The organism is Methylococcus capsulatus str. Texas = ATCC 19069, assembly GCF_000424685.1.
Taxonomy (GTDB): Bacteria; Pseudomonadota; Gammaproteobacteria; order Methylococcales; family Methylococcaceae; genus Methylococcus; species Methylococcus capsulatus.
This window is the reverse complement of record NZ_AUKJ01000007.1, coordinates 1-13,852: the sequence shown is the minus strand read 5'-3', so window position 1 is coordinate 13,852 and position 13,852 is coordinate 1. Positions and strand designations below refer to the sequence as shown.

The 13,852-nt window shown below is 62.8% G+C and carries 13 protein-coding genes and 2 tRNA genes; 4 read left to right on the top strand and 11 right to left on the bottom strand.

Going from position 1 to position 13,852, the window contains the following annotated elements; all coding sequences use genetic code 11:
- Positions 1-3 precede the first annotated feature (3 nt).
- On the top strand, positions 4-1,125 hold the full coding sequence (locus H156_RS0101555) for a glycosyltransferase (RefSeq protein WP_017364239.1): 1,122 nt from the start codon (positions 4-6) through the stop codon (positions 1,123-1,125).
- On the opposite strand, the gene H156_RS0101550 is transcribed toward H156_RS0101555, so the two are convergent.
- A complete protein-coding gene (locus tag H156_RS0101550) occupies positions 1,048-1,989 on the bottom strand; it encodes an SDR family oxidoreductase (RefSeq protein WP_017364238.1) in 942 nt (313 codons plus the stop codon). The two genes, H156_RS0101555 and H156_RS0101550, sit on opposite strands and share 78 nt — an antisense overlap.
- A gap of 5 nt (positions 1,990-1,994) precedes the next feature.
- Positions 1,995-2,540 (bottom strand): oligoribonuclease, encoded by a 546-nt coding sequence (gene orn / locus H156_RS0101545; RefSeq protein ID WP_017364246.1) that lies wholly within the window; start codon positions 2,538-2,540, stop codon positions 1,995-1,997.
- 102 nt (positions 2,541-2,642) lie between these two features.
- Between orn and H156_RS0101540 the strand changes: the two genes are divergently transcribed.
- Together H156_RS0101540 and rsgA are read left to right on the top strand one after the other, a co-directional pair.
- On the top strand, positions 2,643-3,884 hold the full coding sequence (locus H156_RS0101540) for a M48 family metallopeptidase (RefSeq protein ID WP_026045795.1): 1,242 nt from the start codon (positions 2,643-2,645) through the stop codon (positions 3,882-3,884).
- A 17-nt stretch (positions 3,885-3,901) separates the two neighbouring features.
- Complete coding sequence (rsgA, locus tag H156_RS0101535) at positions 3,902-4,801, top strand: ribosome small subunit-dependent GTPase A (RefSeq protein WP_017364236.1); 900 nt, start codon at positions 3,902-3,904, stop codon at positions 4,799-4,801.
- A 3-nt stretch (positions 4,802-4,804) separates the two neighbouring features.
- Here rsgA and H156_RS17420 read toward each other — a convergent pair whose 3' ends face one another.
- Positions 4,805-4,966: a hypothetical protein gene (locus tag H156_RS17420; RefSeq protein ID WP_238536783.1), complete on the bottom strand. Its 162-nt coding sequence runs from the start codon at positions 4,964-4,966 to the stop codon at positions 4,805-4,807.
- A 270-nt stretch (positions 4,967-5,236) separates the two neighbouring features.
- Here H156_RS17420 and H156_RS0101525 point away from each other — a divergent pair, with 270 nt between their 5' ends.
- Complete coding sequence (locus H156_RS0101525; protein ID WP_017364234.1) at positions 5,237-5,647, top strand: hypothetical protein; 411 nt, start codon at positions 5,237-5,239, stop codon at positions 5,645-5,647.
- Between the two features lie 8 nt (positions 5,648-5,655).
- Here the strand turns inward: H156_RS0101525 and H156_RS0101520 are convergent, their stop codons facing one another.
- From H156_RS0101520 to H156_RS0101485, 8 genes are all read right to left on the bottom strand, one after another.
- Positions 5,656-6,798 carry an ATP-grasp domain-containing protein gene (locus H156_RS0101520; protein WP_017364233.1) on the bottom strand — a complete coding sequence of 381 codons (1,143 nt, stop codon included), beginning with the start codon at positions 6,796-6,798 and terminating at the stop codon, positions 5,656-5,658.
- Between the two features lie 53 nt (positions 6,799-6,851).
- Complete coding sequence (locus H156_RS0101515) at positions 6,852-8,717, bottom strand: SurA N-terminal domain-containing protein (protein WP_017364232.1); 1,866 nt, start codon at positions 8,715-8,717, stop codon at positions 6,852-6,854.
- An 86-nt stretch (positions 8,718-8,803) separates the two neighbouring features.
- A tRNA-Asp gene (locus H156_RS0101510) sits at positions 8,804-8,880 on the bottom strand.
- Positions 8,881-8,896: 16 nt separating this feature from the next.
- Positions 8,897-8,972: transfer RNA gene (locus H156_RS0101505), tRNA-Val, on the bottom strand.
- Positions 8,973-8,986: 14 nt separating this feature from the next.
- Positions 8,987-9,259, bottom strand: a complete 273-nt coding sequence (locus H156_RS0101500; RefSeq protein WP_010959880.1) for an HU family DNA-binding protein — start codon at positions 9,257-9,259, stop codon at positions 8,987-8,989.
- 154 nt (positions 9,260-9,413) lie between these two features.
- Positions 9,414-11,843, bottom strand: coding sequence for an endopeptidase La (lon, locus tag H156_RS0101495; RefSeq protein WP_017364101.1), 2,430 nt, complete (start codon positions 11,841-11,843; stop codon positions 9,414-9,416).
- A 129-nt stretch (positions 11,844-11,972) separates the two neighbouring features.
- Complete coding sequence (gene clpX / locus H156_RS0101490; RefSeq protein WP_026597560.1) at positions 11,973-13,259, bottom strand: ATP-dependent Clp protease ATP-binding subunit ClpX; 1,287 nt, start codon at positions 13,257-13,259, stop codon at positions 11,973-11,975.
- Positions 13,260-13,354: 95 nt separating this feature from the next.
- Positions 13,355-13,852, bottom strand: a 498-nt coding sequence (locus H156_RS0101485) for an ATP-dependent Clp protease proteolytic subunit (protein WP_026597559.1), incomplete at its 5' end; no start/stop codon positions are given.

Genomic DNA, 13,852 nt, shown 5'->3' with positions numbered 1-13,852 from the left:
GCCGTGACCGCACCCCGGACCTACTCGCCACGCTTGGCCATCTTCGCCTCGTTCTCCGGCCAGGGCGGCGTGGAGAAGATGATCGCCAATCTGGCCGCCGGGTTTCTCGACGCCGGCGTCGCCGTGGATCTGGTGCTGGCGCGCGCCCAGGGAGAGCACCTGGATGCGATCCCGGCCGGCGTGCGCATCGTCAAGCTGAACGTCCGCCACACTTTCACGGCCCTGCCGGGTCTGGCCCGCTACCTCCGCGAGGAAAAACCGGACGCCGTCCTCGCCGCCAAGGATCGCGCCATCCGGGTCGCCCTGCTGGCCCGTCGCTTGGCCGGATCGAAGGCCCGGCTGGTGGGACGGCTGGGCACGACGGTATCGGCCGCACTCAAAGGCAAGGGCCGGTTGAGGGAACTGGCCTGGTTCACCGGCATGCGGCTATTCTATCCGCACCTGGACGCGATCGTCGCCGTCTCCCAGGGCGTGAAAGACGACATTCTCTCGATAACCGCCCTGCCCTCCGAGCGGGTCCGGGTGATCCGCAATCCCGTCATCACTCCGGCACTGGAACGGCAGGCCGCCCTGCCCTGCGACCATCCATGGCCGAACGATCCGGCAATCCCTCTCATCGTCGGCATGGGCCGGCTGACCCGGCAGAAGGGGTTCCCCGATCTCATCGCCGCCTTCGCCCGGCTCCGCCGGGACCGCATCTGCCGGCTCGTCATCGTCGGCGAGGGCGGAGACCGGGAAAAACTGGAGCGGCTGGCCGATGGACTCGGCGTGAGCGAGGACGTATGCTTCACCGGCTTCCTGGCGAACCCACACGGTCTGATCGCGCGCTGCAGCCTGTTCGTACTGTCCTCGCTGTGGGAAGGCTCGCCGAACGCCCTGACCGAAGCGATGGCGCTGGGCAGGCCGGTGGTCTCGACCGACTGCCCCAGCGGGCCGGCGGAACTGCTGAACGGCGGCGAATACGGCCCGCTGGTTCCGGTCGGCGATGTCGAAGCGCTGGCCGCGGCCATGGCGCATGCGCTCGATCACCCGCTGCCGGCGGAATGCCTACGTCGGGCGGTGGCCGAATACACGCAGACCATCAGCGCACGGCGCTACCTGGAAACCTTGGGGATGGCCCCCTGAGCGGGCTGCAAGGCCCCGTTCCAGGTCGGGATAGTGCAGCCGCGGACGAAGTTCGCGCAACATCCGGCCGTTGTCGAGGCGCTTGGACTCCTCCATGAACGACAGCATCTCCGGGCTCAGCACCCGCCTGGCTTCCGCCAAGGAAATCGCGGGCGGCCGCGGCAGGCCGAAGCGGTCGGCGACGGCATGGAAATAATCGGTCAGGGTGGTGGGATGACCGTCGCTGACGTTGTATACGCCCTCGGCCGCAGTCCGCCTGCCCGCGGCGACACAGACTTCGGCCAGATCGTCGGCATGAATGCGGTTGGAATAGGGACTCTCCTCCTGCCGCACCACCGGCACCCCTGCGCGCAAGCGCTCCAACGGCAACCGCCCCGGGCCGTAGATACCGGGCACCCGCAGGATCACCACCGTGACTCCGTATCGGCGGCTCCAGGCCATGAGGGTTTCCTCTGCCGCCAGGCGACGGCGAGAGCGAGCGTTTTGCGGGCGGGGAGGTCGCCCCTCGTCCACCCAGTCTCCCCCGCAGTCGCCGTAGACGCCGCTGGTGCTCACGTAAACCACCTTGCCGGGCAGGCGTCTCACCGGCAAGGCCTCGAAGAAGACCGCCAGCCGCGGATCGCCGTCGCCGGCGGCAGGCGGGGGGGCGAAATAATATAGCGTGGTCCAACCTCCGCTCAGACCAGCCAGGGAATCGGGCTTGTCCAGATCGCCGTGGACGGCGGCGATACCCTGTCGCACCAGCCGCGCCGCCGTTTCCGGCGAGCGGGCCAAGCCGTAAACTCCGCGCCCCTCGGCCGATTCCAACCGGGCCACGCGGCGGCCGATGTCGCCGCAGCCGACGATGAGGACCGTTCGCGCCAAGGTCTTCAGATCTTGAGCACGGTGTCGCGGTAATACCGCAGTTCCGCGATGGATTCGCGGATGTCGTCCAGCGCCCGATGGGTGCTCTGCTTCTGCAGACCTTCCTTGAGCGCGGGCGCCCAGCGCTCGACCAGGATCTTCAGCGTCGACACGTCGAGGTTGCGGTAGTGGAAATAGGCCTCCAGGCGGGGCATGCAGCGGGCGAGGAAACGGCGGTCCTGGCAGATGCTGTTGCCACAGATGGGGGATTCGTTCGGCGGCACCCATTCACTGACGAACCCCAGCGTCAGATGCTCGGCCTCGGCTTCGTCGATCGTGCTGCGCCGCACCCGCTCGATCAACCCGGATTCGCCATGCTGCTTGCGGTTCCAGTCGTCCATGCGGTCCAGCACCGACTCCGGCTGATGGATGGCCAGCACCGGGCCTTCGGCGAGCACGTTGAGCTGGCCGTCGGTGACGATGGTGGCGATTTCGATGATGGCGTCGTTCTGGGGGTCCAGCCCGGTCATCTCCAGATCGATCCAGATGAGGTTTTGTGCGTCCTGAGCCATGCCGTCCTTCCAAGTGCCTGGGAGGGTTCCAAACTTGTCACGGATTTTATCAAAGGCTACCCTCTAGCGCCGATTGACGAAACCGATTTCCGACCATACCGCATGAATACCGTCACCACCCTGTTCCTGACGGCTCTGGCCGTCTCCTCCGGGCTTGAATACTGGCTGGCCCGGCGCCAGGCCCGCCATGTGCGCCTGCACCGCGACCATGTGCCGGACGCATTCCGGGACAGAGTGTCGCTGGAGGACCACCAGAAAGCAGCGGACTATACCCTGGCCAAGGGGAGTCTCGACGATGTCGGGCGCATCGTCGGCATCGCGATCCTGCTGGGATTCACCCTGGGCGGCGGGATCGATGCGATTGCCGCAGTCTGGAACGGTTGGGGGCTTCCGCCGATCACCACCGGCGTGGGCATCGTCCTGACCACGCTGCTGGCTTCCCAACTGCTGGAACTGCCGCTCAACCTCTACCAAACCTTCCGGATCGAGGAACGCTTCGGCTTCAACCGCACCACTCCGCGCCAGTTCGCCATCGACCTGGCGCTGCAGACCGGGCTCTCCCTCGTCATCGGCGCCCCGCTGCTGGCCTTGATCCTCTGGGTGATGGACAGCGCCGGCGCCCAGTGGTGGATCATCGCCTGGGCCATCCTGATGGCCTTCTCGATCCTGATGAGCTGGGCCTTCCCGACCCTCATCGCCCCCTTGTTCAACAAATTTACCCCGCTCGCGGACGCGACGCTCAAGGCGCGTATCGAGGCCCTCCTCGAACGCTGCGGCTTCCGCTCGGAAGGCATCTTCGTCATGGACGGCTCCAGACGCTCCGGCCACGGCAACGCCTACTTCACGGGGTTTGGCAGCAACAAGCGCATCGTGTTCTTCGACACCCTGGTCGATTCGCTCGACCACGACGAGATCGAAGCCGTGCTGGCCCATGAACTCGGTCACTTCAAACGCCGCCACGTACTGAAGATGCTGGCCGGCACCGCGCTGGTGACGCTGGCCGGTTTCGCCCTGCTCGGCTGGCTGACGGGGGAGGACTGGTTCTATCAGGGCCTCGGCGTCAGGGAGCAGTCCCATGCCACCGCTCTCCTGTTGTTCATGTTGGTGTCGCCGGTGTTCTCCGTCTTCCTGCAACCGATCGTGGCCTATGTGCAGCGACGCTATGAATTCGAGGCCGACGATTTCGCCGCCAGCCAGACCCGTGCCCGCTACCTGGTCCATGCCCTGGTCAAATTGTACCGGGAAAACGCCAGCACGCTCACTCCGGACCCGCTGTACGCCGCTTTTCACTACAGCCATCCGCCCGCCGCGATACGCATCGATCATCTGAGCGCGAAGATCTAGCGACGGCCCCCGCCGTCATGCAGGCAATCAGGCAAGGCCGGGTGGTCTGCCACCTCGGCAAGGGGCTGGCGGTCGAGGACGAGACCGGCCGTATCGTCCTCTGCCACACCCGGCGCCGGCTGGGCGATGCCGCCGTCGGCGACCATGTGAGATGGGAGCCCTGTGAGGGTGATCAAGGCAGGGTGCTGGAGGTGTTGCCGCGCCGATCCAGTCTGGTCAGACCCGCCCACGGCGGCCGGGTTCGCGTGGTCGCGGCCAATCTGGACCGGGTCTTCGTGGTCCTGGCGCCGGAGCCCGAGCCGGACTGGCTGCTCGCGGACCAGATCCTGGCGGTCTGTGAATACCGGCACATCACAGCCGCTCTCATCCTCAACAAGATCGACCTGGTGGGTGCGTCCGCCCTGCAGAAGGCTTTGCGCGACTATGAAGCCGCCGGCTACGAGGTGTTCCGTATCAGCACCCGGACCGGGGCGGGACTGGACGCCCTGCGGTCCATGCTCCATACAGGCTGCAGCATGCTGAGCGGGCAGTCCGGCGTGGGTAAATCCTCGCTGACCAATGCCCTGCTCCCGGACCGCAACCTGCGGATCGGCGAGCTCTCGGCCCATAGCGGCCTGGGCCGGCACACCACCACTTCGGCCACCCTGTACTCCCTGCCCGGGGGCGGCGAACTGATCGACAGCCCCGGCGTGGCCATTTTCGGACTGGCAGAGGTCGATCCGACCGAACTGGCACAGACCTACCGCGACTTCCACCCTTACCTGGGCAAATGCCGCTTCAACGATTGCCGCCACGTGAGGGACAAGGGGTGCGCCGTGCGCGAAGCCGTCGAAGCAGGGAGACTTTCGCCGGCCCGTTACGAGCGCTACCTCAAACTGCTGGTACGGGCAGGAACGGCGGAATTCAGCGGCGGCTGAAGCTCACGGCCGGGAATAAAGGACGTTGCAGGCGATGTGGATCTGCTGGGCGGCCAAGGCGCTGGACACGTCTTCGCCATGCTTCAGGATGCATTCCGTCGGCGTTCCTTCCAGCGGCTCCTCTACCGAAAAGCCGTCGGGAAAGTCCGAAAGACAGATTTTCATGACTTCCCGTGCCACCGGGTCATTTTTCACGTCCTCCATACCGTGGAGGATGCATTCCCAATAATTCGCGGGCCCTGTGAGCCCGGCCCCAGCCGAGGCAGGACCCAGCAGCAGCAAGGAAAGCGTGAGCCGGATTCGGGACAACACGGGCAGACGTTCCGTCATCATGGATGATGGGCAACGATGATAACATTCCGATCCGGACGGGAACGTCGCGGGTGACCCCCGAGTATCCCGACCGCCCTTAGATTTCAATACCGGACCCTTTCCATGACGCAGCCGACGGCAGAACTCGTTTCCATCGTCCACGACAAGGTTCCCAACCGGATCCGCTTCCGGGTGCCGCTCATCCGCTACCGGCAGACCTATGCCGAAATTCTCAAACAGTCGATTCTCAAGGATTCAGCGGCCAAGGGCATTTACCACGCCGAGCCCAACATCACGACCGGTACCCTGCTGGTCAAGTTTCATCCAGCCATTCACAGCGAAACCCAGGTGGTGGAACTGGTGCGGTCGACCGTAGCAAACCTCTCGACGGGAAGCATCGAGATCACGGCCAAACACAAGAATCCCCGCATCGGCAAGATGAGACCCGGCGCCTTCTTCACCCGGGAACTGGTCGTGAGCATCGTCGGCAACGTGGTGGCCGGTCTCATTCTCGCCTTTGTCGCCACCCGCTAAAAGTGGGCTCATCGGCCCAGGAGGCGCTTCACCGCCTGCCGCCAACGCACGGGCAGGAAATGGGTCAAAACCCGGCGCAGATGAGCGGCCATCAGGACGGGATCGCTCCATGGCGCATCGCTCCAGCACCGCCACAGACTGTCGAGGTCACATTCAGCAATGGCGCGATAAAGGCTCTGCGGAAACAGGTAGACCACCATGCCGCATGCCGCTGCGGACGGCTCCCGGCATCCGGCACTGCGCGTCCCTGCGAGTATGGCGTGGAAGCTGTCCGCGAAGCGGACCCCGGAAAGCACGTCGAGGTGGTAGGTCGGCGTGGGTCTCGGATTGAATTCGATCAGATAGATACGGTCCCGTTCCGTATCGTGCACCCAGTCCACGCCGGCGAAACCATGGAATCCGCTCAGCGCGCCTACGCCGGCGAGCATCGGCCCGATCTCACGGTGGGCCATCGCCTCGCGGACACAGGAGGATGCCAGCGGCGTCGGCCAGCACTGACGGGAATACCAGGACTGCCAGCACACCGGCACGCCGCGGTCGAACAGCACGTCGGAAGAACCGACCCGGCCATCGAGGAACTGTTGGATCAGCAGCGTGCCATTGCCTTCGTTCAGCAGCTCGAAGGCCGCTCCCAGTTCGGCCTCTCCCGCCACCCTGCGGACGCCCGAACCGCTGCAACCGTGCGACTTCTTGAGCATGACGGGATACCCCATGGCGCGCGCCGCCGCCTCGAGTCCGGCCAGGCCGGTGCGGACTTCGGATTTCGGAGTGCTCAAACCCGCTGCGCCCGCCGCCCGCTGAAAGGCCGATTTCGACAGGATCACCTCGACGGCATCGCTGCGGTGGTCGACCGGAAACCAGCCGTCCAGCCATGCCTCGCCACGATGCCGGGCGATGACCGTGAGGGTCGGTTCGTCGCCGACGATGACATGGTGAAAATGCCGTTCGGCCAACAAGGTTTGGAGCTGCCTCGGCAGCGCTTCCGGTCCGGCGGCCGTGGCAACGTGACGGCTGACATAACGCGAGCGCGCCACTGCTAGCCCCGGTGGTGCCAGCAGCGTCACCCGGCAGCCGGCATCGTGCAGAATTCGGGGGAACCGGGCAATGCCGACCGCATCGATGCCGACGACCAGCAGAATGTCGAACTCCATCCGACCCTCCTGCTGCCCGTCAAATCATCCTGCGGCGATGACAGAGGAACGGCTCAGTCCTGGTCGGGTTTGATATAAACGTCCGCACTTCTGCGCATTTCCGCCATGAAGGCGGCGAACTCCCGCTGGCCGGCCACCCGCGCCAAAGACTGGCGTACTGTTTCCATGTCCTTTTCGGCCTCCGGCGCCGCCTCGCCTTCCTTGATCGCCGCGATGCGGAGGATCGCCTGGTCGCCGTTTTCGAGCGCCACCCGGATCGGCCGGTTCAACTCCCGGGTTCCGAACGCGGCATTCACGACGGCAGCCGCCACCCCCGAGGCATCGCGGCGAACCGTGAGGGGGCCGGTGACTTTCCAGTTGTGGGCCTTTGCCACATCCCCCAAGGTCTTGCCCTCCCCCATCTCTTTGAGCGCCGCCTCCGCGAGAGCTTCGGTCTTCTGCCTAGTCGCCCGGTCGCGCAGCAAGCTGACGATCCGCTCGCGCACTTCAGCAAGCGACATGGTTTCTGCGGGGCGATGCTCCTTCAGCCTGAGCACGACGACCTTGTCCGCCCCGATCTCGACGACGTCACTGTTCTTCCCGCCCAGCACCTCCTCGCTGAAAGCCGCCTTGCGCACCCCCTCGTCCGCAGAAATTCCCTCTCCGCTCTCGCGGGTGAATGGGCCCGTCTCCTCGACCTTCAAACCCAGCGCCCGAGCCGCGGGTTCCAGCGTGTCGGGGTGCTCGAAGGCGAATTCGGTGAGTTTCTGTCCCAGATCATAGAACCTGTTCTCCGCCGCATTCCTGCGAAAACCGGCAGCGACTTCGTCCTTCACCTGTTCGTACGGCTTGGTGGTGGCGGGTGTCAGCTCCGTCACCTTGATCAAGTGATAGCCGAAAGAGGTCCGGACCGGTTCGGACACCTCGCCCTGGGACAGCGCCAATGCCGCTTTCTCGAAGTTCGGTTCCATGCCCCCCTTGGTGACCACGCCGAGGTCACCGCCCTTCTCGGCGGAAACCCGATCGTCGGAGGTTTCCTTCGCCAGTTTGGCGAAATCCTCTCCTTTGAGCAGACGCTCCCGGATCTGTCGGATCTTCGCCAGTGCGGCGGCCTCGTCTTCAGGCTTGGCCGGATCCACGGTAACGAGGATATGACTCACCTTCCGCCGTTCTTCCGTGGTGAAACCGGCCTTTTGTTCCTCGTAGAAATTCCTCAGCTCCTCCTCAGTGGGCTTCACCTCTTTCGCCACATCGTCGAGGCTCAGCAACAGATAATTCACGCTGACGGTCTCCGGGGACTGGAACTCGTCCGGGTGCGACCGGTAATACTCGTCGATCGATGACTCGGACACCTCTTCATCGGCCTTCGCCAGCGGCACCGTCACGAACTCGATTTCACGCTCCTGGTTCTTCAGACGGAAAAAAGCCTCCACCTCTTGCCGCGTGACGAAAGCGGTATCGGTTATGCCCCGCTGAAACTGCTCCATCAGGAGCGCACGCTTGACCTGCTCGACGAAAACGGGCGAACTCATCCCTTGGGCCGAAAGCATGACGTTGTACTTGTCCTTGTCGAATTTGCCGTCGGTCTGGAAATACGGCAACGTCTGGATGAAAGCGCGCACCACCGAATCGGGGACAGCCAGCCCTTCGCCTGCCGCGGCCTGCGAAATCAGTTCATCGCGCACCAAACGTTCGAGCGCTTGCCGTTTCAGGTGCTTTTCATCGACATCTCCCAGACCGACCAGGTTGGCCAAGTCCTGCTGATAGGCCTGGACCACATCGCGTTCGAAGAAATCCCGGTCACCGACGACCGCGACAGGTGCTTCCTTGCCCGAATCGAAATAATTGTTGATCCCCCAAAAAGCAAAAGGAATACCCACGAGAATCAACATCGCCCAGGCAAAGATCCCCTGCGCTTTATCACGAATGGCCTGCAGCATATATCGGTACCGGAATGACTATCGTTGATGGATACGACAAACTAGAGCCCAAAAAAAAACCCAGGCGAATGCCTGGGGTTTCGATATGGCGGAGCGGACGGGGCTCGAACCCGCGACCCCCGGCGTGACAGGCCGGTATTCTGACCAACTGAACTACCGCTCCAATGATCCGATTCTCTTGGTGGGTGCTGTAGGGATCGAACCTACGACCCTCGCCTTGTAAGGGCGATGCTCTCCCAGCTGAGCTAAGCACCCCAACTGAAGAATAACTAGTTTACAGCATCTTTCAGCGCTTTGCCACACTTGAATGACGGAATTTTCGCAGCCTTGATGGTGATGCTGTCGCCCGTCTGCGGATTTCGCCCCTGACGCTCTGCACGCTCCTTGACCGCGAACGAGCCGAACCCGACCAGCGAGACCGTATCGCCTTTCTTCAACGCATCGGTAATGGCGTCGATCACTGCATCCAGAGCACGCCCCGCATCGGCCTTCGTGAGATTGGCCGCATCGGCGATGGCTTCAATCAGTTCCGCTTTATTCATTTCTTTCCCCTATTTGAGTTGACTGTACCGCTGCATCGGAATGCCGGGCCGTAAATCCAGTGGAACTGGCGTCCCCCCTAGCTGCCGCACTTTAGCAGCGCAAAAAAAGCCGTGTCAAGGCGCACAAGCCCCGGAATCCTTGCCTTCCGGCCCTTCAATGCGCGGTCAGACCCCCGCTCGCACCCACCGTTTTCGGAGCGCACTCCTCGGTAGGCGGCAGTACCCGTGAGGCTGGTTCCGGCAACCGCTGCAAGGCGACGGCCAACACCTCGTCGATCCACCGGACGGTCCGAATATCCAGGTCCTGCTTGATGTTTCGGGGTATTTCGGCCAAATCCTTTTCGTTTTCCTTGGGAATCAGGACCGTGGTGATACCGCCGCGGTGCGCCGCCAGCAGCTTTTCCTTCAGTCCGCCGATGGGCAGCACCTCGCCACGCAAGGTGATTTCGCCGGTCATGGCCACGTCCGAACGCACCGGGATGCCCGTCAGGGAAGAAACGAGAGCGGTGCACATACCGATGCCCGCACTCGGTCCATCCTTGGGCGTCGCACCTTCGGGCACGTGGATGTGGACGTCGTGCTTCTGGTAAAACGCGGGATCGATACCCAGCGCTTCGGCGCGGCTCCGGACCACGGTCACCGCCGTCTGAATCGATTCCTGCATGACCTCGCCGAGCTTGCCGGTGTAGGTCTGTTTACCGGTACCCGGCATGACCACGGCTTCGATCGTCAGCAACTCTCCCCCCACTTCCGTCCAGGCCAACCCCGTGACCTGGCCGACCTGATCGCTTTCCTCGGCGCGGCCGAAGCGGAAACGCGGCACGCCGAGGTAGTCGTCCAGATTGCGCGGAGTGACCGATACTTTCTTGTGGGTGGGCTTGAGCAGCAGATTCTTGACCACTTTCCGGCAGATCTTGGCTATTTCCCGCTCCAGACTGCGGACCCCGGCCTCCCGGGTATAGTAGCGGATGATGTCGCGGACGGCCGCTTCGCTGATGTGCAGCTCGGTATCCTTCAACCCGCAGTTCTTCATCTGCTTGGGCACCAGGTAGCGCATCGCAATGTTGACCTTCTCATCCTCGGTGTAACCGGCAAGGCGGATGATTTCCATGCGGTCCAGCAGCGCTGGCGGGATGTTGAGCGTATTCGCCGTGGCCACGAACATGACTTCGGAGAGATCGAAGTCGACTTCCAGGTAATGGTCGGCGAAGGTATGGTTCTGTTCCGGATCCAGCACCTCGAGCAGAGCGGACGCCGGATCACCGCGGAAATCCATGGCCATCTTGTCGATTTCGTCCAGCATGAACATCGGATTCCGCGTCTTCACCTTGGACAGATTCTGCAGGATCTTGCCCGGCATGGAGCCGATGTAGGTCCGCCGGTGACCGCGGATCTCCGCCTCGTCACGGACGCCACCCAAGGCCATACGGACGTATTTGCGGTTGGTCGCGCGGGCAATGGACTGCCCCAAGGAGGTCTTGCCTACACCGGGCGGCCCCACCAGGCAGAGAATCGGTCCTTTGATCTTCTTGACGCGCTGCTGCACCGCCAGATATTCCAGGATACGCTCCTTGACCTTCTCGAGCCCATAGTGCTCGGCTTCGAGGATTTCCTCGGCTTGCTGCAGATCGTGACTCACCTTGGTGCGCTTCTTCCATGGCAGATTCACGATCCAGTCGATGTAGTTGCGGACCACCGTGGCTTCGGCCGACATCGGGGACATCAGCTTCAACTTGTTGAGTTCGGTTTCCGCCTTGGTCCGGGCCGCCTGAGGCATACCGGCCTTTTCGATCCTCCGGGCCAACTCCTCGAATTCGTTGGGCACTTCCTCCATCTCGCCCAACTCTTTCTGAATGGCCTTCATCTGCTCATTCAGGTAGTACTCGCGCTGGTTCTTCTCCATCTGCTGCTTGACGCGGCCGCGCACACGCCGTTCCATCTCCAGCATGTCGACCTCGGCTTCCATCAACGTGATCAGCTTTTCCAGCCGGGCCGAGATTGCGCTGTTCTCCAGGATCGCCTGCTTGTCCTCGATCTTGACCGTCATGTGGGCGGCGATGGTATCGGCCAGTCGCGCCGGATCATCGATCCCCGAGAGCGAGTTGAGCACTTCGGGAGGGATGCGCTTGTTCAGCTTGACATACTGGTCGAAGGTATTGGTTGCGGTGCGCATCAGGACGTCCAGCTCCCGCTCGTCGACACCGGGAACCTCCCGAATCTCGGAAACACTGGCACTGTAGTGTCTGTCCGCGAGGCGAATGTCCTCCACTCGGCAGCGCTGGGCTCCTTCCACCAGCACCTTCACGGTACCGTCCGGCAGCTTCAGCAATTGCAGGATGTTGGAGAGCGTACCCACCCGGTAGAGGTCGTCGAAACCAGGGTCATCGACTTCCGCGTCTTTCTGCGCCAGCAGCAAGACCTGTTTACTGTCGCGCATTGCGCTGTCCAGCGCGAAAATCGATTTTTCCCGCCCGACGAACAAGGGTATGACCATGTGGGGATAGACCACCACGTCGCGCAAAGGCAGAACCGGAACCCACCGTTCGCCACTTGTTATCTCGTGTTCGACGCCTGAATTTTCCATCGTAGCACCCTCTCGATTGTCTTTAAGTCACATCGGTGAGTTGAGGGCGCGGCGCGCAATTACAAGCATCGCTCACAACAAAATGCGCACACGCCGGAAAGGGAAAGCGGACAAGTGTCACGCAGCCTATCAATCCGCTGCCGCCGCCTGCTTTTCCAGGCTGTTGTCGTAAATCATCAGAGGCTCGCTTTCCCCGTTGATGACTTTTTCGTCGACCACCACCTTGGAGATCCGATCCGAGGAAGGCAGCTCGTACATCGTGTCCAGCAGCGTATGCTCGAGTATGGTCCTAAGGCCCCGTGCGCCGGTCTTGCGCGCCATGGCCTTGCGGGCGATGGCGCCCAGCGCGTCGTCACGGATCTCCAGTTCGCAGGACTCCATTTCGAACAGCCGCCGGTACTGTTTGACCAAGGCGTTCTTGGGCTCGGTCAGGATGCGCACCAGAGCCGCCTCGTCCAGCTCTTCCAGCGTCGCCACCACCGGCAGGCGCCCGACGAATTCCGGTATCAGACCGTAGCGGATCAGGTCCTCGGCCTCGACGTCGGCGAGCACCTCGCCGACATTGCGGCTGTCGTCCTTACTCTTGACGTCTGCTGCGAACCCGATTCCGCCCTGCTCGGAGCGCGAACGGATGATCTTCTCCAGGCCCGCGAAGGCTCCGCCGCAGATGAACAGGATGTTGGCGGTATTGACCTGCAGGAACTCCTGCTGCGGATGCTTGCGCCCGCCCTGCGGCGGCACGGAGGCCACGGTCCCTTCGATCAGCTTGAGCAAGGCCTGCTGCACGCCTTCGCCGGAGACGTCCCGGGTGATCGAGGGGTTGTCGGCCTTGCGGGAAATCTTGTCGATCTCGTCGATGTAGACGATCCCCTGCTCGGCCTTTTCCACGTCGTAATCGCACTTCTGCAGGATTTTCTGGATGATGTTCTCGACATCCTCACCCACATAGCCCGCCTCGGTCAGCGTGGTGGCATCGGCGATGGTGAAAGGCACGTCGAGCAGGCGCGCGAGCGTCTCCGCCAGCAAGGTCTTGCCCGAACCGGTCGGACCAATCAGCAGGATGTTGCTCTTGGCCAGTTCGACCTCGTTCTTCTTACTGTGGGTCTGCTGGGCGCGCAGCCGCTTGTAATGGTTGTAGACGGCGACCGAAAGAATCCGCTTGGCCTTCTCCTGGCCGATCACGTATTCATCCAGAACTTTCTTGATCTCTTTCGGTTTGGGCAGCTTGTCGGCGCCCGTGGAGGCGCTCTCCTGCAATTCCTCGCGGATGATGTCGTTGCACAGCTCGACACATTCGTCGCAGACAAACACTGCCGGCCCCGCAATCAACTTGCGGACCTCGTGCTGGCTTTTCCCGCAGAATGAGCAATACAGGAGCTTGCCGCCGCTGTCTTTGCCGTGTTTATCCTCGCTCATCGCTTTACCTCTTCGTTTCCCGCAGCGGAATCCGCCCACCGGGCGGACCCGTGCCTGCAGCCGGTACCCTCTCAGGGCCCCAATCTATCCGACATTCACGCCGCTGTCACGGTCCTGTGGGTCAACACCTTGTCGATCAGACCATAACTCACCGCGTCATCCCCCCCCATGAAGTTGTCGCGATCGGTGTCGATCTGGATCTTCTCGATGGGCTGGCCGGTGTGATGGGCGAGAATCTTGTTGAGGCGGTCGCGCACCGCCAGAATCTCCCGGGCATGAATGTCGATGTCCGAGGCCTGCCCCTGGAATCCCCCCAGCGGCTGGTGAATCATGATCCGCGAATGCGGCAGGCAGTAGCGCTTGCCGGCCGCGCCCCCGGCCAGCAGCAGCGCCCCCATGCTGGCGGCCTGGCCGACACAGAGGGTGCTGACGTCCGGCTTGATGAACTGCATGGTGTCGTAAATCGCCAGTCCCGCCGTCACCAGCCCGCCGGGGGAGTTGATGTAGAGATGTATGTCCTTGTCGGGATTCTCCGATTCCAGGAACAGCAACTGCGCGATCACCAGATTGGCCATGTAGTCCTCGACCTGGCC

What these genes read in the sequence shown, in the direction of transcription:
- orn (WP_017364246.1), bottom strand. Translation starts at nt 2,540, where the DNA reads ATGGCTCAGGACGCACAAAACCTCATCTGGATCGATCTGGAGATGACC.
- H156_RS0101540 (WP_026045795.1), top strand. Translation starts at nt 2,643, where the DNA reads ATGAATACCGTCACCACCCTGTTCCTGACGGCTCTGGCCGTCTCCTCC.
- rsgA (WP_017364236.1), top strand. Translation starts at nt 3,902, where the DNA reads ATGCAGGCAATCAGGCAAGGCCGGGTGGTCTGCCACCTCGGCAAGGGG.
- H156_RS17420 (WP_238536783.1), bottom strand. Translation starts at nt 4,966, where the DNA reads ATGAAAATCTGTCTTTCGGACTTTCCCGACGGCTTTTCGGTAGAGGAG.
- H156_RS0101525 (WP_017364234.1), top strand. Translation starts at nt 5,237, where the DNA reads ATGACGCAGCCGACGGCAGAACTCGTTTCCATCGTCCACGACAAGGTT.
- H156_RS0101520 (WP_017364233.1), bottom strand. Translation starts at nt 6,798, where the DNA reads ATGGAGTTCGACATTCTGCTGGTCGTCGGCATCGATGCGGTCGGCATT.
- H156_RS0101515 (WP_017364232.1), bottom strand. Translation starts at nt 8,717, where the DNA reads ATGCTGCAGGCCATTCGTGATAAAGCGCAGGGGATCTTTGCCTGGGCG.
- H156_RS0101500 (WP_010959880.1), bottom strand. Translation starts at nt 9,259, where the DNA reads ATGAATAAAGCGGAACTGATTGAAGCCATCGCCGATGCGGCCAATCTC.
- lon (WP_017364101.1), bottom strand. Translation starts at nt 11,843, where the DNA reads ATGGAAAATTCAGGCGTCGAACACGAGATAACAAGTGGCGAACGGTGG.
- clpX (WP_026597560.1), bottom strand. Translation starts at nt 13,259, where the DNA reads ATGAGCGAGGATAAACACGGCAAAGACAGCGGCGGCAAGCTCCTGTAT.